The 26,551-nt window shown below is 49.1% G+C and carries 18 protein-coding genes; 12 read left to right on the plus strand and 6 right to left on the minus strand.

Annotated features, from left to right (window positions below; translation table 11 throughout):
- The first annotated feature begins 239 nt into the window (after positions 1–239).
- The gene (locus NC980_RS17660; protein ID WP_190376766.1) at positions 240–1,016 is read left to right on the plus strand and encodes an NYN domain-containing protein; all 777 of its coding nucleotides are present in this window, start codon (positions 240–242) and stop codon (positions 1,014–1,016) included.
- A gap of 95 nt (positions 1,017–1,111) precedes the next feature.
- On the opposite strand, the gene dxs is transcribed toward NC980_RS17660, so the two are convergent.
- Positions 1,112–3,007 carry a 1-deoxy-D-xylulose-5-phosphate synthase gene (dxs, locus tag NC980_RS17665; protein ID WP_190376767.1) on the minus strand — a complete coding sequence of 632 codons (1,896 nt, stop codon included), beginning with the start codon at positions 3,005–3,007 and terminating at the stop codon, positions 1,112–1,114.
- A 297-nt stretch (positions 3,008–3,304) separates the two neighbouring features.
- Between dxs and NC980_RS17670 the strand changes: the two genes are divergently transcribed.
- Both NC980_RS17670 and NC980_RS17675 read left to right on the plus strand, forming a co-directional pair.
- Complete coding sequence (locus tag NC980_RS17670; protein ID WP_190376768.1) at positions 3,305–3,961, plus strand: hypothetical protein; 657 nt, start codon at positions 3,305–3,307, stop codon at positions 3,959–3,961.
- 56 nt (positions 3,962–4,017) lie between these two features.
- Positions 4,018–6,300 (plus strand): Tex family protein, encoded by a 2,283-nt coding sequence (locus tag NC980_RS17675; protein WP_190376769.1) that lies wholly within the window; start codon positions 4,018–4,020, stop codon positions 6,298–6,300.
- Here the strand turns inward: NC980_RS17675 and NC980_RS17680 are convergent.
- Together NC980_RS17680 and psaK are read right to left on the minus strand one after the other, a co-directional pair.
- The gene (locus NC980_RS17680; RefSeq protein ID WP_190376770.1) at positions 6,297–7,508 is read right to left on the minus strand and encodes an acetate kinase; all 1,212 of its coding nucleotides are present in this window, start codon (positions 7,506–7,508) and stop codon (positions 6,297–6,299) included. The two genes, NC980_RS17675 and NC980_RS17680, sit on opposite strands and share 4 nt — an antisense overlap.
- Positions 7,509–7,741: 233 nt before the next feature.
- Positions 7,742–8,002, minus strand: a complete 261-nt coding sequence (gene psaK / locus NC980_RS17685; protein ID WP_190376771.1) for a photosystem I reaction center subunit PsaK — start codon at positions 8,000–8,002, stop codon at positions 7,742–7,744.
- Between the two features lie 1,056 nt (positions 8,003–9,058).
- Here psaK and NC980_RS17690 point away from each other — a divergent pair.
- The 6 genes from NC980_RS17690 to NC980_RS17715 all read left to right on the plus strand — a co-directional run bounded on the left by NC980_RS17690 (position 9,059) and on the right by NC980_RS17715 (position 19,843).
- Positions 9,059–10,087, plus strand: a complete 1,029-nt coding sequence (locus tag NC980_RS17690; RefSeq protein ID WP_190376772.1) for a response regulator — start codon at positions 9,059–9,061, stop codon at positions 10,085–10,087.
- Positions 10,088–10,122: 35 nt separating this feature from the next.
- On the plus strand, positions 10,123–10,500 hold the full coding sequence (locus NC980_RS17695; protein WP_190376773.1) for a response regulator: 378 nt from the start codon (positions 10,123–10,125) through the stop codon (positions 10,498–10,500).
- A 3-nt stretch (positions 10,501–10,503) separates the two neighbouring features.
- Positions 10,504–11,013, plus strand: a complete 510-nt coding sequence (locus NC980_RS17700) for a chemotaxis protein CheW (RefSeq protein ID WP_190376774.1) — start codon at positions 10,504–10,506, stop codon at positions 11,011–11,013.
- A gap of 95 nt (positions 11,014–11,108) precedes the next feature.
- Complete coding sequence (locus NC980_RS17705) at positions 11,109–13,913, plus strand: methyl-accepting chemotaxis protein (RefSeq protein WP_190376775.1); 2,805 nt, start codon at positions 11,109–11,111, stop codon at positions 13,911–13,913.
- 3 nt (positions 13,914–13,916) lie between these two features.
- Positions 13,917–16,814 carry a hybrid sensor histidine kinase/response regulator gene (locus tag NC980_RS17710; protein ID WP_190376776.1) on the plus strand — a complete coding sequence of 966 codons (2,898 nt, stop codon included), beginning with the start codon at positions 13,917–13,919 and terminating at the stop codon, positions 16,812–16,814.
- Between the two features lie 164 nt (positions 16,815–16,978).
- Entirely contained in the window at positions 16,979–19,843 is a 2,865-nt protein-coding gene (locus NC980_RS17715; protein ID WP_190376777.1) for a methyl-accepting chemotaxis protein, read from the plus strand.
- A gap of 101 nt (positions 19,844–19,944) precedes the next feature.
- Here the strand turns inward: NC980_RS17715 and truB are convergent, their stop codons facing one another.
- Positions 19,945–20,817, minus strand: a complete 873-nt coding sequence (gene truB / locus NC980_RS17720; RefSeq protein WP_190376778.1) for a tRNA pseudouridine(55) synthase TruB — start codon at positions 20,815–20,817, stop codon at positions 19,945–19,947.
- Positions 20,818–20,821: 4 nt separating this feature from the next.
- A complete protein-coding gene (locus NC980_RS17725) occupies positions 20,822–22,474 on the minus strand; it encodes an alpha/beta hydrolase (RefSeq protein WP_190376779.1) in 1,653 nt (550 codons plus the stop codon).
- A 281-nt stretch (positions 22,475–22,755) separates the two neighbouring features.
- Between NC980_RS17725 and NC980_RS17730 the strand changes: the two genes are divergently transcribed.
- Both NC980_RS17730 and NC980_RS17735 read left to right on the plus strand, forming a co-directional pair.
- Positions 22,756–24,501: an ATP-binding protein gene (locus NC980_RS17730; protein ID WP_190376780.1), complete on the plus strand. Its 1,746-nt coding sequence runs from the start codon at positions 22,756–22,758 to the stop codon at positions 24,499–24,501.
- Positions 24,502–24,706: 205 nt separating this feature from the next.
- Positions 24,707–24,931, plus strand: a complete 225-nt coding sequence (locus NC980_RS17735) for a DUF2949 domain-containing protein (RefSeq protein WP_190376781.1) — start codon at positions 24,707–24,709, stop codon at positions 24,929–24,931.
- A 1-nt stretch (position 24,932) separates the two neighbouring features.
- Here the strand turns inward: NC980_RS17735 and NC980_RS17740 are convergent, their stop codons facing one another.
- Positions 24,933–25,490 (minus strand): DUF3611 family protein, encoded by a 558-nt coding sequence (locus NC980_RS17740; RefSeq protein WP_190376782.1) that lies wholly within the window; start codon positions 25,488–25,490, stop codon positions 24,933–24,935.
- Positions 25,491–25,630: 140 nt separating this feature from the next.
- Between NC980_RS17740 and NC980_RS17745 the strand changes: the two genes are divergently transcribed.
- Positions 25,631–26,527: an alpha/beta hydrolase gene (locus tag NC980_RS17745; protein ID WP_190376783.1), complete on the plus strand. Its 897-nt coding sequence runs from the start codon at positions 25,631–25,633 to the stop codon at positions 26,525–26,527.
- Positions 26,528–26,551 lie beyond the last annotated feature (24 nt).

The raw sequence follows: 26,551 nt of genomic DNA on the forward strand, positions 1-26,551 counted from the left end.
TATTCTGTTGTATAGGTTCAGGCACTGATGAAGTGCGTCGCTTTCGCTCGGCTTCCCTCACCGCTTAATCAATATAGCCGGAAGAGAAGGAGGGTGTCAATAGCGTTTTGAAAAAAAGTTTCGGGAATCGCTCCTGAGTATTGCTATGGCTGGGTTTGAAGCTCTGAATTCTTTAAAGCACGATCGCTTGAACTTGATTTGTGGGAATTCTTGCTTCTAATCGACGCGGAGGCAGATCTGTGGGAGAGCGAAAACTGAGAGACGATCGACTAGCCGTTTTAATCGATGCGGACAACGCAAGCGCGAATCTCATCGAGCCGTTATTGGAAGAAGTAGCTAAATATGGGACTGCTAACGTCAAGCGAATTTATGGCGACTGGACGAATAATCAGTTAAGTGGCTGGAAGGGAAAGCTTCATACATATGCTATTCAGCCAATTCAGCAGTATAGCTATGTGCCTGGAAAGAATGCGACGGATAGCGCCTTGATTATTGATGCAATGGATTTGCTGTATACGGGCAGTTTTGATGGATTCTGCTTGGTGTCAAGTGACAGCGATTTCACTCGGCTTGCCTGTAGGCTAAGAGAGGCTGGATTGTTTGTCTACGGATTTGGGCGAAAGCAAACGCCCATATCGTTTCAGAAAGCGTGCGATAAGTTCACCTACACTGAGATTTTTGGAGCAGAGGATATTAATGTCGGTTCTGAGGCGAAGCAGATCGATCGAGAGTTAACCCCAGTAAGGGATGAGCCTTCAGCAAAAGAACCAGTCAGTAAGGAATTAATTGAGTTACTGAAACGAGCTTATGAAGCGACAGCGGGAGAAGATGGATCAGCGGAGTTAGGAGCATTCGGCTCACAAATTAATAAAATCTCACCGTCTTTTGATTCGAGGAACTACGGATACAAAAAGCTTCGTTTGCTAGTTGGAGATGTCGGTTTATTCGAGGTGCAAGAGATTCCTGGTAAACAGAATCCACTTGCCAAAGTTGTGTACATCAAACTGAAAGGGTAGATCAAGCGCTGCTCAACCTACCCTAGATTTTGTGATCGATTTTGAGGAGATTGGGTTTGAGGTTCTGATGATTGCCAGAACCTCAAACAATTACCTTAAAGGGCTGCGATCGCACTCCCTTCTTTCACAACCGTCTTCAGAATTCGATCTGCCATTTGCGGGGGGGTCAGTCCTAATTCCGCCTTCGATTCGTTAGGGGTTGCGTGATCGACCAGAATATCAGGAACACCGATGCGAGTGACTGGGACAACCACTCCGGCATCCATTAATGATTCAACGATCGCGCTTCCAAATCCACCAGGTAGACAACCTTCTTCAAGTGTGACCACTCGACCGATTTTCTGGGCTAAGGGGAGAATTAGCTCTTCATCAAGCGGTTTTGCGAATCGTGCGTTGATTACGGTGGCTTCAATTCCATGTTCGCTGAGAATCTCAGCAGTTTGCATTGCAGGATAAACCATCGAGCCGTAACCAATCATCAAGAGATCGTCGCCTTGACGGAGAATCTCGCCTTTGCCGATCGGTAGTTCTTCCCAACCTTCCTCCATCAAGGGCACACCATAACCATTGCCGCGAGGATACCGCATGGCGATCGGGCTTGAAGTGTGATTGATGCCAGTGACGAGCATTCGTTGTAGTTCAGCTTCGTCCTTGGGAGCCATTAGCACTATGTTGGGGATCGATCGTAAGTACGCGATGTCGTACATTCCCTGGTGGGTGGGACCGTCTGAGCCGACGATGCCAGCGCGATCCATGCAGAAGAATACAGGGAGATTTTGGATACAGACATCGTGAACGATTTGATCGTAGGCGCGTTGGAGGAAGGTGGAGTAGATGGTTGCGACAGGACGCATTCCTTCGCAAGCTAATCCTGCTGCCAGAGTCACTGCGTGTTGTTCTGCAATGCCGACATCCATGTATTGTTGCGGAACTCGCTTCTGGAAAATATCAAGTCCGGTTCCAGTTGCCATTGCTGCGGTAATACCGATGATGCGCGGGTTATTCTCCGCTAATTTGCTCAGGGTTTCTCCAAATACTTTGGAGTAGCTTGGGGGCTTGGGCTTCGAGGAGGGGATAGCTTTTCCGGTGGCGAGGTTGAATGGAGTTTGGGCATGATAGCCGACTTGATCCTGTTCGGCGATCGCATAGCCTTTTCCTTTCACCGTTGCGACATGAACAAGGACTGGTCCGGGATGTTTATGCGCTTCTTTGAAAGTCGCAATCAGCTCCTCAAGATTGTGTCCATCAACTGGACCCATGTAGGTAAAGCCCAATTCTTCAAAAACGGCTCCAACCTTCGGCACAGCAAGCCGCTTCATTCCTTCTTTGAGGCGGGACAGTTCTGGAGAGAACGGCATGTTTTTCATCTGTTCTTCCAAGTTGTCTGTGAGAAATTGAACGGGCGGACTCAGGCGCATCTTGTTCAGATAACGAGGAATCGCACCGACGTTGGGAGAAATTGACATCTCGTTGTCGTTGAGAACGACAAGAAGATTCGTTTTCGGTAGGTGTCCAGCATGGTTGATTGCTTCGAGTGCCATGCCGCCTGTGAGTGCGCCATCGCCAATAACAGCGGCAACTTTGAAGTTTTCGCCTTGAGCATCGCGTGCTAGTGCCATGCCAAGCGCGGCAGAGATGCTGGTTGAGGCGTGACCTGCACCGAAATGATCGAACTTGCTTTCGCAGCGTTTCAGGTAGCCCGCAACGCCGTCTTTCTGTCGAAGCGTGTGGAAATCAGCATAGCGCCCAGTGATTAGCTTGTGGGGGTATGCTTGGTGTCCGACATCCCAGATCACTTTGTCGCGATCGAGATCCAGGGTTTGATAGAGGGCGAGGGTTAATTCAACGACACCCAATCCAGGACCAAGGTGTCCCCCAATCGCTGCCACAGTTTGCAGGTGCTTTTCGCGGATTTGACGCGCGATTTGCTGAAGCTGAAAAATCGATAATCCATGCAACTGGTTTGGGTGTGTTAATTCACTCAAATGCATACCGGGGTATCCTTCGGATGATGTGATGTGAGCAGTAGACGGATCTACTCTTATCACTCTAGTTCATCGGGGGTAACGATTCGGAGTATTCGTATGCAAATCGCAACTTTTCTTGTGATAAAAGTTTAGGCGCGATCGCGTTCATTAGAAACACTTTATGCTGTGGTGATGCGGGTTATGCGTCTTTAATCTTCGTGTCGGTTCTACGGAAGGATGTGCCACAATCTTTCTGAAGTTTGCACCCGTGGGGCGAGGATTTTATTGATGTTGATGCGGAATTTAATGCAATCAAGAGGAATGCGAAGTATAACTGCATCCATCGTGGGGATGAGTTTAATTGCATTGGCGATGCCTGCTAAAGCAGGGGTGCTAGATGATTTGCTGATTCGTCCGGGTGTGGATGAGGCAGATTACGATACTTGTGCGCGGGATTTGGTGCGAGGCAAGATTTCAGCAGCAACTGCGGCGGATGCTTGCGCGAAGGCACAGCGTCCCAGAGATTTGGGAATTTGTGTCGATCGCATTACCAGAAACAACATTGCTGGGGAGGATGCGCTTTCGGTATGTCGGCAGGTACGCCGTCCTGTGGAGGCTTCGACTTGTGTGGTGGATATCCGCCAGAGAGCGCCTCAAACTTCGCTAGTCAACGTTTTGAGCGGCTGTCGTCGGAGTTTGCTGCCGGAACGTTTTTCTAGATGCGTTGTAGACTTAAGCCGAGAGTTGAAGCTGGCAACGGATCAGTCGATCGCAACTTGTATCGATGCGACCGATCGATCTCGTGATGTGGTTCCAACGGTGCTGCCCGGTTCGACAACGACGCCGCCTGTCACCACGCCGCCTTCAGGTTCCACTTCTCCGACCCCGCCTGTTTCTCCGGGTCAAACAACCCCAACACCCCCGACGACAACCCCAGGGTCATCTACGCCGGGAACTGTGACACCTCAACGATTCTAAGTTACACTCGGAACTCAGCAGAATTTTGGCGAACACTGAGTTCCGAATTTTTCCTCATGATCAACATTCCTCAACTTTTGGCGCAAGAGCTTTCATTACGATCGTCTCAGGTTGCAAATGCGCTGGAATTATTTGCAGAAGGGGCAACGGTTCCGTTTATTGCACGGTATCGCAAAGAGCGAACAGGTGAGATGGATGAGGTGAAATTGCGGGATTTGCTCGATCGATTTACCTATCTCACGGAGTTGGAGGAGCGCAAGAAAAGCGTTTTGGAATCGATCGAGACTCAGGGCAAACTAACTGAGGAATTGAGAGGCAAAATTGAGGCTTGTTTGCAGAAAAATGAGCTAGAAGATTTGTATTTGCCGTATCGTCCGAAGCGCCGAACGAGGGCGACGATCGCTAAAGAAAAAGGTTTAGACAAGTTAGCAGGATATATTGCTTCTCTGAATCAGCCGCATGCAGGAGTGGCTTCTTTAGAAGATGAAGCAAGGAAGTATTTATCTGAAGAGAAAAGCGTCAAAACGATTGAAGAGGCACTACAAGGAGCTTCGGATATTTTGGCGGAGGAAGTTTCAGAGAAGGCAGAACTACGATCGTATTTACGAGAGTTTTTATTCAATACAGGTGTGTTTGCATCACGTATTAAATCTGACTACGCCGAAGGTACTACTAAGTTTGAAATGTACCGAAGTTACGAGGCAAAAGTGAAAACGATCGCACCCCATAATCTTCTTGCTTTACATCGGGGAGAATCAGAAGGGATTTTAAGTTTTGAGCTTACGTTTGATGAAGACGCGGTACAGCAATATTTAGAAACGCAAGTTGTTCGAACGAAAGTAAAAGCTGTACGAGAGTTTTATCGATCAATGCTGAAAGATGCGTTTAATCGATTAATGCGAACGTCGATTATTTCAGAGGTACGATCGCAGAAAAAACAAGAAGCAGATATCGAATCAATCAAAACGTTTGAAACGAATTTGAGAGAATTATTGCTTTCGGCTCCCGCAGGAATGAAGCCGACACTAGCGATCGACCCAGGATTTCGGACAGGCTGTAAAGTTTCGGTGCTAGACCAAACTGGAAAATTTTTGAAGTATGAAGCAATTTTTCCACATACCGGAGCAGAAAAGCGAAAACAAGCTGCAGTTACACTAAAGCAATTAATTGACAAATACAAAATCGAATTAATTGCGATCGGAAACGGAACTGCTAGCCGTGAAACTGATGAATTTGTTGGGGAAGTTTTAGCAGAGATCGATCGTAAACCAATCAAGGTTATTGTGAACGAATCAGGGGCTTCAATCTATTCAGCAAGTCCGGTTGCGATCGCAGAATTTCCAGACCTAGATATTACGGTTCGAGGAGCAATCAGTATCGGACGACGCTTACAAGATCCACTTGCGGAGTTGGTGAAAATTGATCCAAAATCAATCGGGGTTGGGCAGTACCAGCACGATGTTGATCAGAAGCTTTTAAAGAAAAAGCTTGATGAAACTGTTGAAAGCTGTGTCAATTATGTCGGAGTTGACCTTAATACTGCGTCGAAAGAATTGCTGATGTCTGTATCGGGCGTAAGTGCAACTGTGGCGAATAATATTGTTGCCTATCGCAATGAAAACGGAGCGTTTCCCGATCGTAAATCTCTGCTTAAAGTGCCAAAACTCGGTGCAAAAACATTTGAGCAAGCAGCAGGTTTTTTAAGAATTCGGGGTGGGAAAAATCCGCTAGATAATACAGCAGTGCATCCAGAGCGTTATGGAATTTTGGAGGCGATCGCTAAAAACTCAAATATTTCACTCTCGGAAACTGCTCAAATTGCAGCGCAACTCAAAGCAAATCTGAAAAACTATGTGACAGAGACGATCGGAGAGCCAACGCTACGAGACATCATCAGTGAATTGGAGAAGCCAGGACGTGATCCACGCGCTGAATTTAAATATGCAACCTTCAGGGAGGGGATCAAAGAGATTTCTGATCTCAAAGTAGGAATGGAGCTTGAGGGAATTATTACAAACGTGGCAAATTTCGGTGCATTTGTGGATATTGGAGTGCATCAGGATGGACTGATTCATGTTTCGCAAATGAGCGATCGATTTGTCAGCGATCCAAATCAGATTGTAAAAGTGGGACAAGTTGTAAAAGTTCACGTCCTAGAAGTAAATGAAGCGCTCAAGCGAATTAGTCTTTCGATGAAATCTGGAGAACGCAAGCCTGTTTTTACGAAGAATCAAGATGTAAAGAACCAAGAGACATCGAAGCGATCAGAGCAAAAGCAAACCTCTCAGAAACCAGCCTCGCTCAATGATTTGAAGTCAAAGTTCGGCAAAAAAGCTTAACTCGATCGTGAATGACTTAATTTCCAACATTCCTGCGCGATCGTCCAATCTTCCTGCGTGTGAATAACCAAAATTCTCACTTTTGACGATCGCGCACTAATATCTTGATCGATCGGCGAGGACTGATTTTTTTCTGAATCGATCTCGACCCCTAGCCAGCGAAATGCTTCACAGGTACGCGATCGAATTAATGCCGAATTTTCTCCGACTCCTGCAGTAAAAACGATCGCGTCAAGTCCGCCTAAACCAGCAATCATCGCCCCCATTTCTGAGCGCAATCTGTGAATATAAGTGTCAATTGCTTTAGTCGATCGTTCTGTTTGTGAACCCATGACTTGACGCAAATCACTCGAAATTCCTGAAATACCAAGTAAGCCTGATTGCTTATTGAGAATTTGCTCGATTTCGTCGATCGTATAGTTTCCTTCCCGCATGAGATAAAGCACCACGCCCGGATCAACTGACCCCGATCGGCTGCCCATCATTAAGCCTTCAAGCGGTGTGAATCCCATTGTTGTATCAATGCTCTGCCCATCTTGAACTGCCGCCAAGGAGCAACCATTGCCCAAATGACAAGTGACTAACTTTAGGTCAATTAGCTCACGTCCCAATAACTGAGCCGCACGATTTGCACAATATTGATGGCTGATACCGTGGAAACCATAGCGCTGTACGCCCTTTTCATACCACTCGTAAGGAATTGGGTAGATACTGGCAGCAGGGGGCAAAGTTGCGTGAAATGCAGTATCAAATACCGCAACTTGAGGAACACCTCCCAAACTCTGCTCGATCGCTTCGATGCCTTGAAGATTTGCGGGATTGTGTAACGGGGCAAATCGAACCAGATCAGCGATCGTAGCTTTCACAGTCTGGTCAATCCGGACACTCTGACGGTAATGCTGCCCACCGTGAACAATGCGATGTCCGACAATATCAACATCGCCAGTTTGCTGAATCACTTTGGTTTTACCCTCAGAAAGCGTTTTCAGCATTTGTAGAGTGTCTGTAGCGCGATCGGTGGACTCAATTGCAGATTCCAGCCTTGTTTCATTAGCTTTAACTTTGAGGACTGCTTTTCCTGGTTGTACTGTCCAATCAATCTGAGCTTCCCAGAGTGGATCAGGCGGGTCGATCGGCAAGGAGCCATTGAGATCGTAGAGACAGCTTTTCTGACTGCTTGATCCAGCATTTAAAACAAGAACTTTCATAGGCAACTAAAGTCCTGAAATCCCTGAATTGACAGAACTCTATCATTCTAGTTGAATCCTGAATTGCAGCAAGAAAACGGAGCGATGCGAGCAAGAACTGTATGTAGCAGGGTTTCTGGAGACTGGTATAAATCAGAGAAAATTCTTATGAAAGCTATCGAAATCCTACAAGAAAGCCAGAGAGAAAGTTCTCTCTGGCTACACATCTTTGAGCAACAATCAGGACTCTAGGTTTATAAAACGCCCATATTTGATAAGCCGAGGATGACACCCGCACCCAAAATATGACCAAAGCAAGTGCTGCCAATCACCGCAGGCAACCCAAACCCGCCGAAAAAGTTTGAGGATGGCATCGCAGGCGGCGCACTTGGGTTTTTCATCGTAAATTTCGCAATCGCGATCGCCAAAATATTACAAACGATCATGACTGCCGCAACATTCGGAGTCCATTCCAACGTTCTTGGCACAACAGCCAGCAGTGTAGAAGTAAACAATTGAGCTCCTCCTTCGCTTTGCAACACAATATTTTGAATAGTGAATTTCTACCAGAAACGCGAATCCCCTAGATCAGATTGCAGTAATAGTTAATGTTTCTACGTAGTTTGATACAAAACTGCGATCATACTGAGTAATTTTATATACAGATAGATGAGTAGGAATAATGAACGTTGAGCTGCTCTTGTTGAGATTTCGTATTTAATTCATTTGACGTAGGCTACTGAGTCTCAAATAACACATGAATTTGATGCATGAATTTTGCAGTACTCTCTATCTATTCGCTCATCAGCTCTATTTCAGTATGTTAAAAGCTTGGATTTTGTTTTATAATTATCCCTAGAAAACAAATATCTTGCTTAGCTCCCTCAATGTGGCTGTAACCCCTAATAACCTTTGGTGGTTTAAGCTTTTTTGAGTAAAACGAAAAACACGAATATTAGTATCTCAATTTACATTCAGTATAACTTGGTTCTGAATGTTACTTGCCATTTCGGAAAGTTACCAGTACCCTATTGGTGACTCGAAATACCTAGAATTTTAATTTGCAGTTCTAGAGATATTGCAAGTCACAGAACAAGCACCCCATGTACTTACAGGGCTAACAAATTAATTTGCTGTCGTAATCAGGAGGCTAATATTTTCTGAGGCTTTTGTTTAATCAAGTCAACAAGAATAGGATTGAACGGACTTCTCTCATTCTTGCCGAAGAAAGGGCTTGAAATTCATATCAGATTGCCGGCTATCTCTGATAGATAGTCCGGGTTTTTGTGTTTAGAGACCAAATCTAAATATGAGGAAATTTCTGTTCTTTCATCAAGTTTCGGTTAAGATAGCACGACTATTCCTAGTGCTGGTAGTCCTAGTGCTGATAGGCTTTCTAATAAGCAAGATACTATCAGCTTTTCCGCTGATTACGAGATAACTCTGTCGATGAAAAATGCGTTGCTTTCGGCACAGCAAAGCTGTTCACAATTAGCTGTCCACAATTTATGTAGAAGCTTATGTAGAAGCGCACTTCATCTCTCGAAACCTTCGCCGAGTAATGATTAGTTATGGTGAGTCACAAACCGTTTCAACGCCTTCAGCCGCTGTCGTTGTTGGCACAATTAATCAGCCGTCGAGTCGATGGGTGCTTGCAAATCATGAGCGAATCAACCTCCTGGTTACTGTATCTCGATGAGGGCAGGCTTGCTTTTGCCACGAATTCAATCCAGCCCTTCGATCGCCTCGATCGCATCCTCGTTCAGATGAGCGATCGCACTCCCGCACTGAAGCTATTAGATCGGTCGCAATTACGACAGTTTGAGAGTGAGACCGGAAGCTACCCTGCAAATAGTGCTGATTATCAAGCGATTCAATGGCTGATTGATCAGCAGTTAATTGAGCGATCGCAAGTGCGCGAATTGGTTGAAACTATCGCGATCGAGGTGCTGAAACCCTTTCTCACCGTCACAGAAGGGATCTATGAGGTGATTGCAAAAGCTAGCTTTTTAGACTATCCAAATCTTTGTCAATTGGACTTACGCTCGATCGTAGAGCGCTGTCATTCTGAACTGCGGCAAGTTCCAACTTCTAGGGCAACAAGCGCTGATGTACAGGCTCCAGCTTCGAGTGTCCCAACGACACCGCCGCGACCCTTGAGCTTCACCTCTCCAACCGAGCCAGCTCCAACTAGAATTCCAGTATCGCCGACCCCCATTACCGCCCGCCAAACCGCCCGTTACACGATCGCTTGTATTGATGACAGTCCCACAGTGCTACAAGCGATTAGTACCTTTCTCAATGATTCTAGCGTCGCGGTGATTATGATCAACGATCCGGTCAAAGCGCTGATGCAGGTGGTTCGCAGCAAGCCGGACATGATTTTGCTGGATGTCGGAATGCCAAATCTGGATGGATACGAACTCTGTTCGCTGCTGCGTCGCCATCCGAGCTTTAAGCAAACCCCCATCATTATGGTGACGGGTCACACAGGTTTCATCGATCGGGCTAAAGCCAAAATCGTGGGTGCATCGGGTTATTTGACAAAACCGTTTACGCAATCGGAACTCGTCAAAATGGTGTTTCGATATCTCAATTAGCGCATTGTTTACCCTTTTTACCGCAATGAAACGTTATGAGCTTAACTTTAATGGGAACAGTTCTAGTCGTTGAAGATACACTCTCGGAAATGGAGCTACTCAGCCACTACCTCCGTGAAGGTGGATACAGCGTTGTTGGAGTTGTTTCTGCCAAGGATGCTTTGAACAAGGCGATCGAGATTAAGCCCGATGTGATTATTACCGATGTGGTCATGCCGGGAATGAGCGGCTTTGAACTGTGTCGCAGCCTGAAGAAAAACCCCGAAACTCAAAGCGTGCCGATTATTATCTGTACGTCTAAAGGGCAGGAGATCGATCGCCTCTGGGGAATGCGACAGGGCGCAGATGTCTATATCACCAAGCCTTTTACACGAGAGCAACTAATTCGTGCTGTGCGATCGGTCGGAGGATAACCCGTGGATAACTCAGTACTGACCTTAACAACAACTCGAAAGGGGGAAATTGCACCTCCTAATCTCGGAGAAAGTTATCTCAAGTTTGAAGTCGGACAAGGCACGATCGTCGGACTGCCGATGAAGCAGGTTCAGGAAGTCGTGGTGCTACAGCCCCGCTACCTCACTCCGGTTCCCACTATGGAGCCGGAGATTTTAGGACTGATGCACCGTCGGAGCCGCGTCTTATGGGTTATTGATCTAGCGATGCTGTTGGAAGTGGGCAGGCTCGATTACAGTCCGCAGCAGTACGATATTGTGATTTTGCGAACGGGTTCGATTTCTATTGCTGCGGCAATCAAACGAGTGGATGGGATTGCTTGGACGCTTCCAGAAGCTTTACAACCCGTTCCGAGTCATGTGAGCAAGGGACTCATTCCTTACTCTCGCGGCTGCCTTTTACAGTCTCAAGAAATAGTATTCATGCTGGACGGTGAAGCGATCTTGCAAGCTCCGCTGCTTCAGCATTCTTGATTTTTAAGGTTTGCTTTGTGTTCGATTTTGCATCTGACTCATCAGGCGATTTGTGCATCTCATCTACTCTATTACCCGTTTGAGAACTCCTACCTATGGTTGATCAACTGAACGCAGCCCAACGGGATCAGCCCGTCGATCGCGGATTTGATCCGAGTGTAATCGAGGTTTCCTCTAAGCCCGGTCTACCCTCAAGCTCTGTAACCTCCTCTAAACCGTCCAGCATCGCAGCTCTAAGACGATTAAGCCTGAAAACCAAAGCGACGACGATCGCCATCGCGATCGGTACCCTACCCGTCCTAGCGATTGGCGCGATCGCCTATTCGTTTGCCAATGCTTCGGTGACAAGGCAGGTGATCGCCACGGAAGAAACGTTGGCGACGACGCTCAGCCAGCGGGTGACAAGCTTTATGACAGAGCGAACCTCAGATCTACAAACGCTCTCCAGTTTGCCGTCTTTAACGGTGCCATCAGTACGAGATTTGGTGTCTCAAGACGACAAGCGGCTTGTGTTTGAACGCTTTGTTCAGGAGAAGGGCGTGTATGAAGGAGTGGCGCTGTTTGATTTGAACGGAAATGCAGTGCTGCAAAGCGATCGCACCGCAATTCCATGGCAGGGTGAGCAGGACTATTTCCGCGCCGCCCTACAGTCGAATCGCGTCTTGATTAGTCGTCCAGTGCGGGCAGACAAGACGGGTGCTTATTTCGTGTATGTGACTGCTCCGGTGCAGGAAAGCGGCACAGATAGGCGCACGGGGATTATTCGTGCCGTCCTGCCGATTAGAAACCTGGCATTGGAACTGCAAAACTACAATCGAATCGGCACTGACTTTAGCTTGTTAGATGCCAGCAATCAAATCTTTCTATCCTCGAAAGAAGCGCAAATCGGTCAAAATGCTGCTTCGGTTTATTCGCGGCTTTCACAAATGCAGTCACGCCGATCAATTAATTCCCGCGAAATTAACGAAACGGTTGCCAATCAGACAAAGCCTGTTCTTGCTAGCTTTGTGCCTTGGACGGGGCGCGATCGCCTGCCCGATTTAGGCTGGGACGTGATTCTTTCTGTGCCAACCGAGGTTGCATACCAACCTCAGCGCCAGCTCTTTTGGACATTTTTGCTGGGAACTGGAGCAGCAGTTGTCGCGACGGGATTGCTGGCGAAATGGCTCGCTGATCGCGCAACTCGCCCAATTTTGGCGGCTACAAGTGCAGTTAAAGCGCTAGGGGACGGCAAGCTTGATACACGAGTCACGGTCAGCAGTGAAGACGAAGTCGGCGTGTTGCAGCGCAACATCAATCTGATGGCGGGACAACTGCAAAGCTTTGTCGATCAGCAAACCGAAAGCGCTGAACGGGCACGGTTGTTAAATCAGATTATTTTGCGAATTCGTCGATCGCTCTCGCCTGAAGATATTTTTGCTGCCGGCGTCGATGAAGTTCTCGACTTTATGAAAGTCGATCGCGTGGTGATTTACCGCTTTGCACCGGATTATCTCAGCGGGACGATTACGGCTGAATCGGTTGCGCCGGGTTGGACGAAGGCGCTTGGAAAAATTGTCAACGACCCGATGGAAGCTTCGCTTGTCGATCGCTACCGGGGTGGGCGGGTGTGGTCGATGGAAAACCTGCGCCAAGCAAATCTCACCCAATGTCACTGTGAAATTCTGGAGCGGCTAGAAGTTCAGGCAAATATTGTTGCGCCAATTCTGCAAAACAAAGAATTAATCGGACTCATCTGTGCCCATCAGTGCGCCAATCCGCGTCAGTGGAAAGCGGAAGAGATTGATTTCTTTGGGCAGCTGGCAGCGCAAATCGGCTATGCCCTTGACCAAGCGTTCTTGCTGGAGCAAACTGAAGCCGCCAGAAAAGCCGCAGAGCAATTATCTGAAGAGCGCCGACAGCAGAAAGAAGAACTGCAAATGCAGCTGATCGATTTGCTGAGCGAAGTTGAAGGAGCCGTCGAGGGAGACTTAACCGTTCGAGCCGACGTGACCGCAGGCGAAATCGGCACCGTGGCGGACTTTTTTAACTCGATCGTCGAAAGTCTGCGCCAGATTGTGACACAAGTGAAATCGGCAGCCGTTCAAGTGAACGATGCCCTCAACGCTGATGAGCAAGCGGTACGGCAACTGTCCGCAGAAGCGGTGCAGCAAGCTGAGGAAACGAACCGAACGTTAGCTTCGGTGGAAAATATGGTGCGATCGATTCAAAAAGTGTCGCATAGCGCTCAGCAAGCGGCGAATGTGGCGCGGGAAGCCTCTTCGACCGCAGAAGCAGGCGGAATTGCGATGGAATTAACCGTGCAGAACATTCTGGGACTGCGCGACACGATCGGTGAAACCGCGAAGAAAGTGAAACGTCTGGGCGAATCGTCGCAGCAAATTTCTAAAGTGGTATCGCTGATTAATCAAATTGCCATGCAAACGAATTTTCTGGCGATTAACGCCGGAATCGAAGCGGCAAGAGCCGATGAAGGATCGCAAGGATTTGCGGTCGTGGCAGAAGAAGTCGGAGAATTAGCCGCACGATCGGCTGCGGCAACGCGAGAAATCGAGCAAATTGTCGCTACGATTCAGCGCGAAACGTCTGAAGTTGTCGAAGCAATGGAGCAGGGAACCTCGCAGGTTGTGGAGGGAACGCGACTCGTTGATAATGCTAAACAGAGCTTAGAAAAGATTCTCTCGGTGTCGCGGCGCATCGATGACTTGGTGCAAGCGATTTCAGAATCGACGGTGACACAGGTAGAAACCTCGGATGCGGTAACGCAACTGATGCAGGAAATCGTAGAAGTCGCGGGTCGCACTTCTTCGGCTTCACTGGAAGTTTCGCGATCGCTGCGGCAGACGGTTGGGGTAGCAAAAGAGCTACAGGAATCAGTGGGCGCGTTTAAGGTGAGCTAAACGATGAAGCAAGATAGAGAGCTTGAGATTCGCCGTCAGTTTCTCGATGAAGCGCAAGAGTATCTTGATACGCTTGATGCCACGATTTTGGGGTTAGCTAACCATCCGGTTGATGCGACCCAAGCGAATGCAGCGTTAAGAGCCGCGCACTCGATTAAAGGAGGCGCAGGAATGATGGGATTTCAGGTTCTGAGTGAACTTGCCCATCGGCTCGAAGACTCCTGGAAAGTGCTGAAGATTGATAAATCAATCTCCCTGACTCCCCGACTCGAAAATCTGCTGTTAGCGGCGGTAAGCTGTCTGCGACAGGTCGTGGAGTTCGATCGCGACTCGATGCAGCGCCATCAGGCTTCTTGTGTGGACGCAAACTGGCTAGCAGTTGAGGCGTATCCCGTGTTTGATGCGCTGCATTCGGAATTAGGCGATCCGCAGGAGGAAAACGCCGCTTCGGTGCTGTCGCCGGAAGACGGTCAAGACATTGTGCCGCTGTTGTTTGAAACAGAAGTGGAAGGCTGTTTGCAGCGATTAGAGTCGGTGCTAGCCGCGCCAGATCAGCCTTGCTTGCGCGAGGAAGTTGCGATTCTAGCGCAAGAGTTGGGCGGACTCGGTGAGATGCTGCAACTGACGAATTTTATTCAGCTTTGCCAATCGGTGTCTCACCAGATTGAGCAAGGAGAGACCGTCGAAACTGCTCAATCTGCTTTAAAGGCTTGGCGAATCGCGCAGACGTTTGCGATCGCCGGACAATACGACCAGATTCCCACCTCGATCGCGGGTGCGGAAAGGGTTGATTTTGCCGCACCCGCGATCGAGGTCGTCGAGCCGAGCGATTGGTTTACCGAAGCGCTTGCCGCCGATAGCTTTGATGATGCGGCGTATCCCGACTTTCAACCGATTCCGGCTCCTGCACGATCGCGCAGCGCAGCGCAAGCAACGACTCCTGCCCAACCGCAAGTGACCGATTTCAAAGTGCTGGAAGCGGAACCCGAACCTGTAACGGTTGCTGAAGATCAAGATGCGACGGTGCGCGTTCCGGTGCGGCAACTAAATCAGCTCAACGATTTGTTTGGTGAATTAACCGTCGATCGCAACGGGTTAGATCTCTATCTAAAGCGATTACGATCGCTCGCCAGAACGCTGCACGAACGGGTGCAAACGCTCGATCAAGCGAATGCGAAATTGAGATTGGCTTACGATCGCGTGAATTTAGCGGGAGTACGAACGCTGGGCGAAAATCGTCGCCCGGAATTTGATGCGCTAGAACTCGATCGCTATGGCGATCTGCACTTACTGTCGCAGCAGGTGATGGAAACGATCGTGCAGCTTCAGGAAGTCAGCGAAGATATTGATCTGAGCTTAGACGATACCGAACAGTCCTCGCGGAACCTGAATAAAACCGCGAAACAAATGCAAAGCGGACTGTCTCAGCTTAGAATGCGCCCGATCTCGGATATTTTGGATCGCTTTCCGAGAGCTTTACGCGAATGGTCATTGCAGTACGGCAAGCCCGTGCGATTTGACATGGCGGGTGGCAGTACGCTGATCGATCGCAACATTCTCGAAACGCTCAATGATCCATTAATGCACCTGTTACGCAATGCGTTTGATCATGGAATCGAAGCTCCCAGCGTTCGAGAATCGAAAAACAAATCGCCAGAAGGAGTGATCGAAATTCGGGCATTCAACGAAGGCAATCGCACGATTATCACGGTTCGGGATGACGGTGAAGGCATTCCCATTCAGAAAATTCGCGATCGAGCGGAACAAATGGGACTTGATCCGGTGCTGCTTGATGCAGCGCGAGATGAGGAATTACTGTCGCTGATTTTCGAGCCGGGATTTAGTACAAGCAGCCAAGTCACTGCCCTTTCTGGTCGCGGGGTCGGAATGGATGTGGTTCGCAATAATCTTAAACAAATCCGGGGTGAAATCAGCGTCAATACCAAAGCGGGACTGGGGACAACGTTTACCTTGTCGGTTCCATTCACTCTGTCGACGGTTAAAGTGTTGCTGGTTGAGAGTGCGGGAATGCTACTCGCGTTTCCTACCGACGTGGTTTCAGAATTAGTGCTGCTGCAGCCGGATCAAATTATTCAAGCTCCGGGTAGCGAACTCCTAAACTGGCAAAATCGCATGGTACAACTGGTGCGCCTGCAAAAATGGATGCGCTTTAATTGTCCCAAAATTCCTCACGGCTTTGAGACTCCGCCCACGATCGCTACTCCCAGCGTGCTGATGCTCGACCAAAACCCGCAATGGTTTGGAGTCTATATCGATCGCTGCTGGGGTGAACAAGAAGCGACGATTCGTAAAGTCGAAGGCAATTTGCCGTTACCGAGTGGATTTAGCGGCTGTACGATTCTGGGGGATGGTCGCGTTGTGCCTTTGGTGAATGCGCCGGAACTGCTGCGCTGGATCACAAGCTGTGAGCGCTCCGAAACCGAACCAGAACTCGACCTCAATTTCCGCGCCCAACTCAAAGCCAGCCTATCTCAGCGCCCCGAACTTCCTGGAAGCTTGGTTCCAACCGTGCTAGTCGTCGATGATTCGATCAACGTGCGGCGATTTTTGGCGCTGACGCTAGAGCGATCGGGCTATCGCGTCGAGCAGGCAAAAGACGGGCAGGACGCGATCGAGCGGCTTGAATCGGGTTTAGCTGTACAAGCTGTGATCTGTGATATCGAAATGCCAAGGCTAGATGGATACGGATTTTTGGCAAAGATGCGATCGGATACGCAATTTGCTCAGGTGCCTGTGATGATGTTGACTTCCCGGAGTGGCGAAAAACATCGTAAGCTGGCTGAAAACTTAGGCGCATCCGCTTATTTCTCAAAACCCTATAACGAGCAGGTTCTACTCAAAACGCTCGAAAAAATGGTGAACTCGATCGCCGTCGTTTAATTAATGTATGTTCGATATCAGTGTTGGAGGGTTGAATCCAGCTTGAAGTCTTCTATCACGGGGAGACGAGAGGCAACAATCCAACCTGAGCATCAACCTAATCCCTAAATTCTCGCAATATTTCTTTCGCTCAAAGCAGCGATGTTTATTTTTGTGTAGCCCTTATGTTAGACCGTTCTTCTCGCCCCACTCGTCCGTTTTGGTCAAATTGGTTTCGTCATTTACCGATCGAGCGAAAACAACTGCTTGCGCTACTGGTGTGTGAACTGATTCCGATCGTCGGATTAGGCATTGGTTTCTCGATCGTGCTTGCAAATAGTTTACGCACCCAACTGCTTGCCCAAGCAAAATCCGAAGTTGCGGTGACGGAGACGAACTACAACATCAAAATCAATCAGATGGGATTCGGATCGCGGGGACAATCGGATAATCCTGCGATCATTACCGCGACAAAAAATCATCAGCGCAACGAAAATCTCTCAACCGATCTGCAAAATCAACTCCAACAGATTTTGCAAAACGAAGTGAAAGCACGCCGCATGGAATATGCAACCCTCATCGGCAAGGATTTACGCATCATTGCGAATGCAAATAACAAACGAGCCAAAGAAACGGTGACAACGCCTGAATTGGTGCCGCTGATTCAGCAAGCTCTCCGAGATGGGCAACAAATCAAAGCGAGTAGCACCGTTAGCTGGGACGAACTCCGCAAAGAAGCACCGCCGCTACCCGATCGCTTCACTAACCAAGATGCTCTCATTCGCTACGTCGTTACCCCCATTCGCGACTCCGAAACCCCAAACAATATCATCGGCGTTCTCGTTTTTGGCGATATCGTCAACCACAAACTCCCGATCGTCGAAAATACCCTAAAAGCCTTTGGTAGTGGCTATAGTGCCGTTTATTTTCGACGCGAGAATGGTGAATTTGGCTTAGCCACTGGGCTGAACCAAGACAGCGACTCGAATCAACCTCAAATTGATGCGGCTTTGTCTGACCTAGCAATTCTCAGATCGGCGATCGCTGCCAAAGGCGAGACTGCCACTCAGCGAATTCCTGTCAACGGCCAGACTTACACCGTTGCTGCTAAAGCACTCCCGAATCGCATTATCGAAACACCAGATGGAGCCGTTGCAGAAATGGGAGACACTCCCAGTGCCATCCTGGTGCGCGGCACCCCTGAAACTGCCCTGAATCAATTGCTGCTAATGAGTGTGCAGCAAGAGGCGATCGTGTTGGCGCTAGCAATCGGAGTGATCGTCATTTGGACAATTATTTTTCGTCGCATCGTTCTCAAACCGATTCAGGAGTTGCAGCAGACGACCGAAGCATTTGCCAATGGCGATCGATCTGTCCGGGCTGAAGTGTTTGCTAAAGATGAAGTGGGACAATTGGCGATCGCGTTTAATCACATGGCAGACAGCATTAGTGCTTCTGAAGTTTCTTTGGCAAATGAAGTGTCGCGCCAAGAACAGCAAATGCAAGAAGCACGGGTGCTGAGCGAAATTACGGTACGAATGCGTCGATCGCTTGATCCGAGCCAAATTCTTCAAACCGCGATCGACGAAGCTCGATCGTTTCTCAACCTCGATCGCATCCTGGTTTATGAATTAGAATCCTGCGTAGTCAATGGAACGGTGATTGCAGAATCAATCAAAGCTGAGAATCTTAGCTTGATTCATAAAACGATCGCATCTCCATTAGGTTTAGATCGGTTTGAGCAATACAGCACCCAGTCGGTTTGGGTCGTCAAAAACGCAGCGAAAGAGATGGACGATCGCTATCGTCAACAGCTTGCCCAACTAAACATCAAAGCTGAAATTGCGGTTCCGCTCAAACAAGAGAATCAAATTATTGGACTCGTCTGTGCTCAAAGTTGTCAACAGGAGCGCGATTGGCAAGTCTCCGAAATCAATTTCTTCGTGCAGCTTGCGACTCAGATTGGCTTTGCCCTAGACCAAGTGAAACTGTTACAGGAACACCAATCCGCTGTGCAAACCGCCGAAGATCGTAAGACTTCGCTTCAGCAGCAAATCATTCAACTTTTGGGCGAAATTCAAACGGTGTCTGCCGGAGATCTCACCGTTCGCGCTAATGTCACCGCGAATGATCTCGGAACCGTTGCTGATTTCTTCAACGCCGTGGTTGAAAATCTGCGCGATCTGGTTCTGAAAGTGAAACAGACTTCTGCTCAAGTCAACGATTTGCTCAACCAAAACGAGGAGGAAGTCCAGCACTTAGCAACTCAGGCGCGTCAACAAGCCCAGGAGACGACCCGCACCCTTAATTCAGTAGAGCAGATGACGTTAGCGCTGCAAGCTGTTGCCGATCGAGCACAACAAGCGGCGATCGTCGCTCAGAATGCTGCGAATGCCGCAAAATCTGGAGAAACCGTGATGGATTCGACCGTGACCAGTATTTACAATCTCAGAGCCACGGTCGAAGATGCAACCCGCAAAGTTAAGCTCTTAGGAGATGCTTCTCAGCAAATCGGGCGGGTGGTTTCGCTGATCAGCGATCTTGCAACGCAAACCGATCTGCTTGCCATTAACGCCAGTATTGAAGCTACTCGCGCTGGAGAGCATGGACGTGGCTTTGGCATTGTCGCGACTGAGATCGGGGAGCTTGCGTCTCGATCGACCACGGCAACCCGCGAAATTGCCGCGCTGATCCAAACGATTCAGGAACAAGTCACCGAGGTTGTTGAAGCGATGAATCGGGGCGCGACCCAAGTGGTCGAAAGTGCCCACTCAGCCCGCAACGCCAAGCAAAGTCTGATTCATGTCGTGCAGGTTTCTGAGCAGATGGATGGCTTGACGAACTCGATCGCGCAAGCAACGGTTTCTCAAACTCAATCGTTTCAGTCTTTGACCGGCCTAATCAAAGGTGTAGCGGAAGTCTCAACGCAAACTTCTGATTCGTCGGTGCGAGTGTCGAGAGCGCTGCGGCAAACTGTGGATGTGGCAGAGCAGCTACAGGCTTCGGTGGGAATGTTCAAGGTGCAAGGGGCCGATCTCGATCCTGTTTGAGTGGTGAGTGCTAAAAGGAGTGGGGGCTAATACTAGATCTCCAAATCCTCGTTACAGATCTTACGTAAAGGCGCGATTCATCGTGTCTCCCGCTCCTCGCATCAAATAGGCTCATAAACCATTTGCGGAACTAATACCCCATCCACTCGAATCTCCCCAATCCCCAAGAATCGCAAGCTTCGCTCCACGGAGTGTTCGCGCTTGACCCTTACAATTCCCGATCGCTCAAGTTCCAGTGCAATCTTTTGTCCCTGACACCAACGTTTCGCGATCGCACTCTCCAACACAACTTCTGGTAAATGGAGCAGCACTGCTTCTGGCTCAATCAGAGGACCAGGCAGCTCCTCGATCGTAGCGCTGTCCTTCAACTCAAAGCCGCTGCTTTCGGTTCTCAGCAGCTTTGCTAACGTTGCCCCTGTTCCTAGTTGCTCTCCCAAATCACGAGCGATCGAGCGGATATAAGTTCCGCTGCCACAAGCGATTGCTAAATCAAGTTCGGGAAAATCACCCGCTCTAAAATCCAAAATCTTCAGATCGTAAATCTCAACGGTACGGGCAGGAACCTCGATCGCTTGCCCCGATCGCGCTAGATCATACAGCCGCTTCCCTTGAACTTGAATCGCACTGTAGTTCGGCGGAATCTGCTGAATCACCCCCTGAAACAAGGGCAATTTTTCCTGAATCTGTTCTAAGCTCAGGTGCGAAACTGCCTGCTGAGTCAGGATCTCACCTTCAAGATCATCTGTTGCCGTCGTTACGCCAAATCGAATCGTCGCATGATACGCCTTATCCTGGCGGAGATATTGCAGCAGGCGAGTAGCGCGACCCAACGCGATCGGCAAAATCCCTGTCGCTGCCGGATCAAGCGTCCCCGCGTGACCCACTTTTTTCAGCCCATAAATTCGGCGAACCTTCGCGACACAATCATGCGAAGTTAACCCAAACGGTTTATTCAGGTTTAGAAACCCATCCACGCGATTATTCTCCGTTTAACTGCGCCACAGTCAATGACTGTACCAGATTTAACCGTAGCGGATCTTGAGACAAGGTACGGGCATAAGCCGCCGAAAGGTAAGGGCGATAGTCCGATCGATTCGCAAGATAAGTCTGAAAAAACGCCAAACCTAGAGCATTCACATAGCGACGGGCAACGTTTGGAGCTTCACCAATCACCTCTGGTGGCAAAGGAACCCCCTGAGCATCGCCTTCTTGTAGGGCAGAAAAATGCGTTCCGCGATCGATCAGGGCTAAATATCGCTCTGGCGCTTTCAGCCAGGTAAACGGCTGGATCTGCTCCGGCAAAGCAGGCGCAACCGTATCGGCATTGCCCGTAATGATCATCGTTGGCGTTTCGATCTGCGCGATCGCCGCTTGTCCAAAGACGCTGCTCGCAATCGGGTTAATCGCAATAATCGCTTTCACCCGTGAATCGCTCAAGTTATAAGAGATCGGCGGCAGTGCTCCAGCGCGGCATTGCAGCAACAGCGACAAATTCAGCGTTCGATCGATTTCGGCGGGCTGACACGATCGCTGGAGTTGCTGAAAATTAATCGGCGCACCCGCGAGCGCCATGACCGTGTACCCCCCAAAAGACTGCCCCAACAGACCGACCTGCTTGATATTTAAGCGCTGATAGCGCGAATCGGTGTTGGCTCTGCGCTCTAGCTCATCTAACAGATATTTGATATCTAGCGGTCGATCAATAAACTCACTCGGACTCGTCACTTCATTGACCGTTCCACCAACCAGCGCTTGAAGCTGTTTGGCATTACTTCCCGGATGTTCGGGCACTGCCACGGCAAATCCATGTGAAGCCAAATGCTCTGCAAGATAGCGAAACGTGCCCCGATCGGAGCCAAGTCCGTGTGAAATGACCACCACCGGAATTGAGGCGCTCAACGGCTGCCGACGGGCAACGGGCAAGTAAACATCAACCGGAAACACCCGCTCTCGCCCTAAAGCCTGCACAAATCCCCGCGATCGATCGACCAATCTCAGCGCTTCCTTTTGAAATCCATAAGCGCCTCGAACTGACAAATCGGGAATCGCGCCCCCTGGTAACGGTGTAGCTTCTGTATTAGAGAGTTGGGCAATTGTCTGCGTTGCCCGGTTCGTTTGATTAATCAAATTTCCCAACTCTCCCGCAATGTCTAAACTGCGCTGTAAATCAACTCGCAGTCCGCGCGTTGGAAATTTACGCAGCACATTCAGCGCGGTTAATCCCTCTGGATCTGCCGATGCCAGAATTAAGGCAGCCCGAATTGCAAAAAAACCAGTATCGCGAGAGTCTGGCTGGATAATCTGCCCTAAGCGCCGTAATAGAATCTCCCCTTGCTGCGTGTAGAGAAACTGCGACACCGCGATCGGAGTCAAATCTGCCCGTGTCAGTAATGCTTTTCGGAGTGTTTGCAGTTGTTCAGGCGTGACATACTGCGAATAGACATAAAGATCGCTGTCCAATGTACCCGTGCGGGCATAAGCTTCAAGCGACGAAACTGAAATCGATCGCTCCAAGATTCCATACGTCAAGAAGACACGCTCAGCCCCCCAGACCGGACGACTCACAACAGAGAGCGACATCCATCCCCCGATCGCACAAAGCGCAACCTTTAACCGCTTAAACTTTCGCATCTTGACCACGCGCTGGGATTCTACCTAGTCTTGTCTGCCTCATTCTGGCGCACAGATAAACTTGCGACAAGGCAAATTACCTCATACTTTGGCAAAGATCTCCCTTCTGACTAGTAGTAAAATTGGTGCCTCTGATTTAATTAAATTAAATCCAAAAATAAACTGCCTTCTGGAAAACCTTCTAAGATGAAGGAAATTATTGAGTTGCGATCGGTGATCACACCCTCAGATTTAACCGTCCCGATTGCGACGCTTCCTCATTTTCTTCTGTACGCAGCACCATGACAGCATTTTGGGATCGTTTGCTTGATTCAAGCTCCTTTATTCCTCACGGACACTGCTATCTCTGGCAAACTGGGCTGGTGTGGCTTCATATCACAGGCGATGCGCTAATTGCACTGTCATACTACTCAATTCCGATTACCCTGGTTTTCTTTGTGCGGCAGCGTCGCGATCTACCGTTTGGGTGGATTTTTCTGCTATTTGGAACTTTTATTATTGCCTGCGGAACAGGTCATTTGCTCGACATTTGGACGTTGTGGCACCCGGACTACTGGATTTCAGGCGGCTTAAAAGCGGTGACTGCGATCGTTTCAGTCCTGACTGCTGTAGAACTTTATCCGCTGGTTCCCAAAGCGTTGGCATTGCCCAGCCCAACCCAACTTGCTCTCACCAACCAGGCACTCCAAGTTCAAATTGGAGAACGCCGTCAGGCTGAACTTGAACTAAAGCGCTATCAAGACCAACTTGAAGAATTAGTGGCACAGCGTACTGCTGAACTGACTGCAATTAACCAACAGCTTCAGCAAGAAATTATTGAGCGCCAGCGCATTCAGGAAGAACGAGAATTGCTGCTGCAGCGAGAACAGCAAGCGCGAGAACAAGCAGAGTCTGCCAATCGCGTCAAAGATGAGTTTCTTGCGGTTCTGTCCCACGAACTCAGAACCCCGCTCAATCCGATTTTGGGTTGGACAAAACTTTTACAGCGACAACAGCTAAAACCAGAGAAAGCCGCGATCGCGCTTGACACGATCGAGCGCAATGCCAAGCTACAAGCGCAGTTAATCGAAGACCTGCTGGACATTTCTCGCATTATGGGCGGAAAGTTAACCCTCAATGCTGCTGCAACCGATCTAAAGACGGTGGTGCTTGCAGCGATTAGTACCATTTCTCTAGCGGCTGAAGCAAAACAGATTCAGATTGAGACCCAGCTTGAAGCAGAGATCGGACAAGTTCTAGGAGATGCCGGACGATTGCAGCAGGTGGTGTGGAACTTGCTCTCTAATGCAGTGAAGTTTACGCCTAAAGGCGGTCGAGTTGAAGTGAGCTTAACTTGTCAGACGAATCAGCGCTCAGATTTTGCTACCATTACCGTCCGAGATACGGGTAAGGGGATTGGGGCGGCTGCGCTTCCCCATGTGTTCGATCGCTTCTGGCAAGAAGATAGTACCAATACGCGTGAATTTGGCGGTTTAGGGTTAGGGCTGGCAATTAGTCGTCAAATTGTGGAGCTTCACGGGGGCATTATTACTGCCGAAAGTGCAGGCGAGGGACAGGGAGCAACCATCACGGTGAGATTGCCCCTTTGCGCTACAGCCGCAGACGTAGCTCCAAAACGATCGCGCTCTGAAGAAAATTCGACTTTAGCAGGGCTGCATATCTTGGTGATTGACGATAGTTGTGACTCTCGCGAGTTTACTGCATTCGTTCTGAGTCAAGCAGGCTCGAAGGTGACAGCGGTTGATTCTGCGAAGGCCGCTCTGAATGTGCTGTCTAACTCTTGCCCAGATGTGATCGTCTGCGATATTGGATTACCCGAAATGAGCGGCTACGAATTCATTCAACAGGTTCGATCGCGTCCAGTTGAGCAAGGGGGTAGAGTGGTAGCAATTGCCCTAACTTCTTATGCAAGTGACAACGATCAGAAGCGAGCGATCGAGTCTGGATTTCACCAGCATTTATCTAAGCCGGTTGAACCGGAGCGCCTACTTAAGACGATCACAGCAGTCCGCCAGCCCGTTGGGTAGAGGCTCTATTAAAACCAAATAGAGCGATTCGGAGAATGGACAGAGAACAGATTGCGACTTTCGATCGACATCGATTTCGTAATTAAGTTCTATAAAGATTCATACAACCAAGCTTTATTTTATTTTTTGCTTGGGAGTATTACTTGAGCTAATTTTTAGTGATACGATAAACCCCCGAATCTTAATTTCATCAAAGGTTATCTAGATGACAGTTTTATTATCGGAAGTCAACGAGCAGACACAGACGGAAGAAAGCGACTCCTGCTTAGTCCGCTATCTCAAAGAAGAGTTAGCCGTTCCGGACGAGTCGATCGAACTGGCGATGCGCCATTGTGAACAAGAACGCGGAACGTTACCCATGGTGCTGTGGCGCTATGGATTCGTTTCGATCGACCAACTGAACCAAATTTTTGACTGGATGGAGCGCTAGGTTACTGCTTGCTCATCTTGTTCAAGAGCCAAAGCGAGGTCGAAATGGCGACAAACTGCGCCAAAATCACATTGATGCTTGCTTGCACCACAAGAATGTCAATGGGTTGAATGAATTTTGCCGGATCGACGTTGACAAAACCTGCAAACCCCTGATTGACCGCTTTGCCAAACAGCAAACCGACGATCGCCTCTGCTCCCAAGAGCGCTAAGAGAGTTCCCGCTAAACTTGCAATCAATCCTGTCCGAATCGTTTGAATCGCCTCCGCTTTTTTCGGTCGAGCTGCTGCCGCTCCATTCAGCCGCCGTCCGATCACCACGTATTTCGTCAACGACCAGAACATATTGAAGCCTAAGACCGCGATTCCACCGATCGTCAGCACGACCCCAACCCCGGTTCCTGGATTGTTGGCGGCTGGAGTGCGAGTGGAAACGGCAGCAAACAGCAAGATCGCACTTGAAATCACGGCCAGCACCAACTGAAACCAAAAACTAAACCAACCCGCAAATCGGAATGTGCTTGCAATTTCTCGAAGCGTGGGGGAGTCAGATTTTGCCATAACAGATCACACAGAAGCTAAATCCAGCTTATACCAATTTATGAGTAGGACAGGCGATTGCAGCACTTCAATCCGGTCAAACCCGGATCGTGTTGCAGCAAACATTCAACCGGATCAGCCTTTACGGTAGGATGAAACTTATGCCTACTCTTCTTATTTCGGGAGTTCCACACGCCTACGAGCTGACGGCTCCCACCTCAAACTCTGTCGTTCTAGTATTCATTCACGGCTGGATGCTGAGCCGCAATTATTGGCAACCTCTGATCGATCAGTTGTCATCGGATTATCAGTGTTTGTCTTATGATTTGCGGGGCTTTGGTGAGTCCCAACCGCGAGATGCGGCTTGCCTGCCCGCTGTGGACGATCGATCTGGTGGGGCAGTTGCCGTCGCCACGCAGAACGCGATCGCGCAGTATAGTCTGCTTGCTTATGCGAGGGATTTAGGAATGCTGTTGAAGCAGTTGCAGATTCCTGAAGTTTGGTTGATTGGGCATTCACTCGGCGGCTGCGTGGCGCTGTGGGCAGCCGACCAAATGCCGGAACAGGTTCGAGGCGTGATTTGCCTGAATTCTGGCGGTGGCATCTATTTGAAAGAAGCGTTTGAGCGGTTTCGATCGGCAGGTCAGCAGATGGTGAAACTGCGCCCAAAATGGTTAGCGCAAGTGCCGTGCCTGGATTTAGTGTTTCAGCGGGCGAATGTGGCGAGCGTGATTGAACGCTCGTGGGGTCGGCAACGAGTGATCGATTTTGTTAATGCGGATCAAGAAGCTGCGATCGGGACGTTATTGGATTCGACCACGGAAGCCGAGGTGCATCGTTTACCGCAAGTCGTGGCGCGGTTATCACAGCCGCTCTACTTCATTACTGGGTCGAAAGATACGGTCATGGAACCGAAGTATGTGCGTCATTTAGCTAGTTTTCATCCGCTATTTGGCGATGGAGCGGACAATGTTCTAGAGCTTCCCGATTGCGGTCATCTATCAATGCTAGAGAAAACCGATTCTGTTGAATCGCACATTCGCAGCGTTTTGGAATAGCTTTGTAATGATTAACGGCTTGTT

The organism is Leptolyngbya sp. AS-A5, from assembly GCF_039962495.1.
In the GTDB taxonomy this organism is placed as follows: Bacteria; Cyanobacteriota; Cyanobacteriia; order Leptolyngbyales; family Leptolyngbyaceae; genus Leptolyngbya.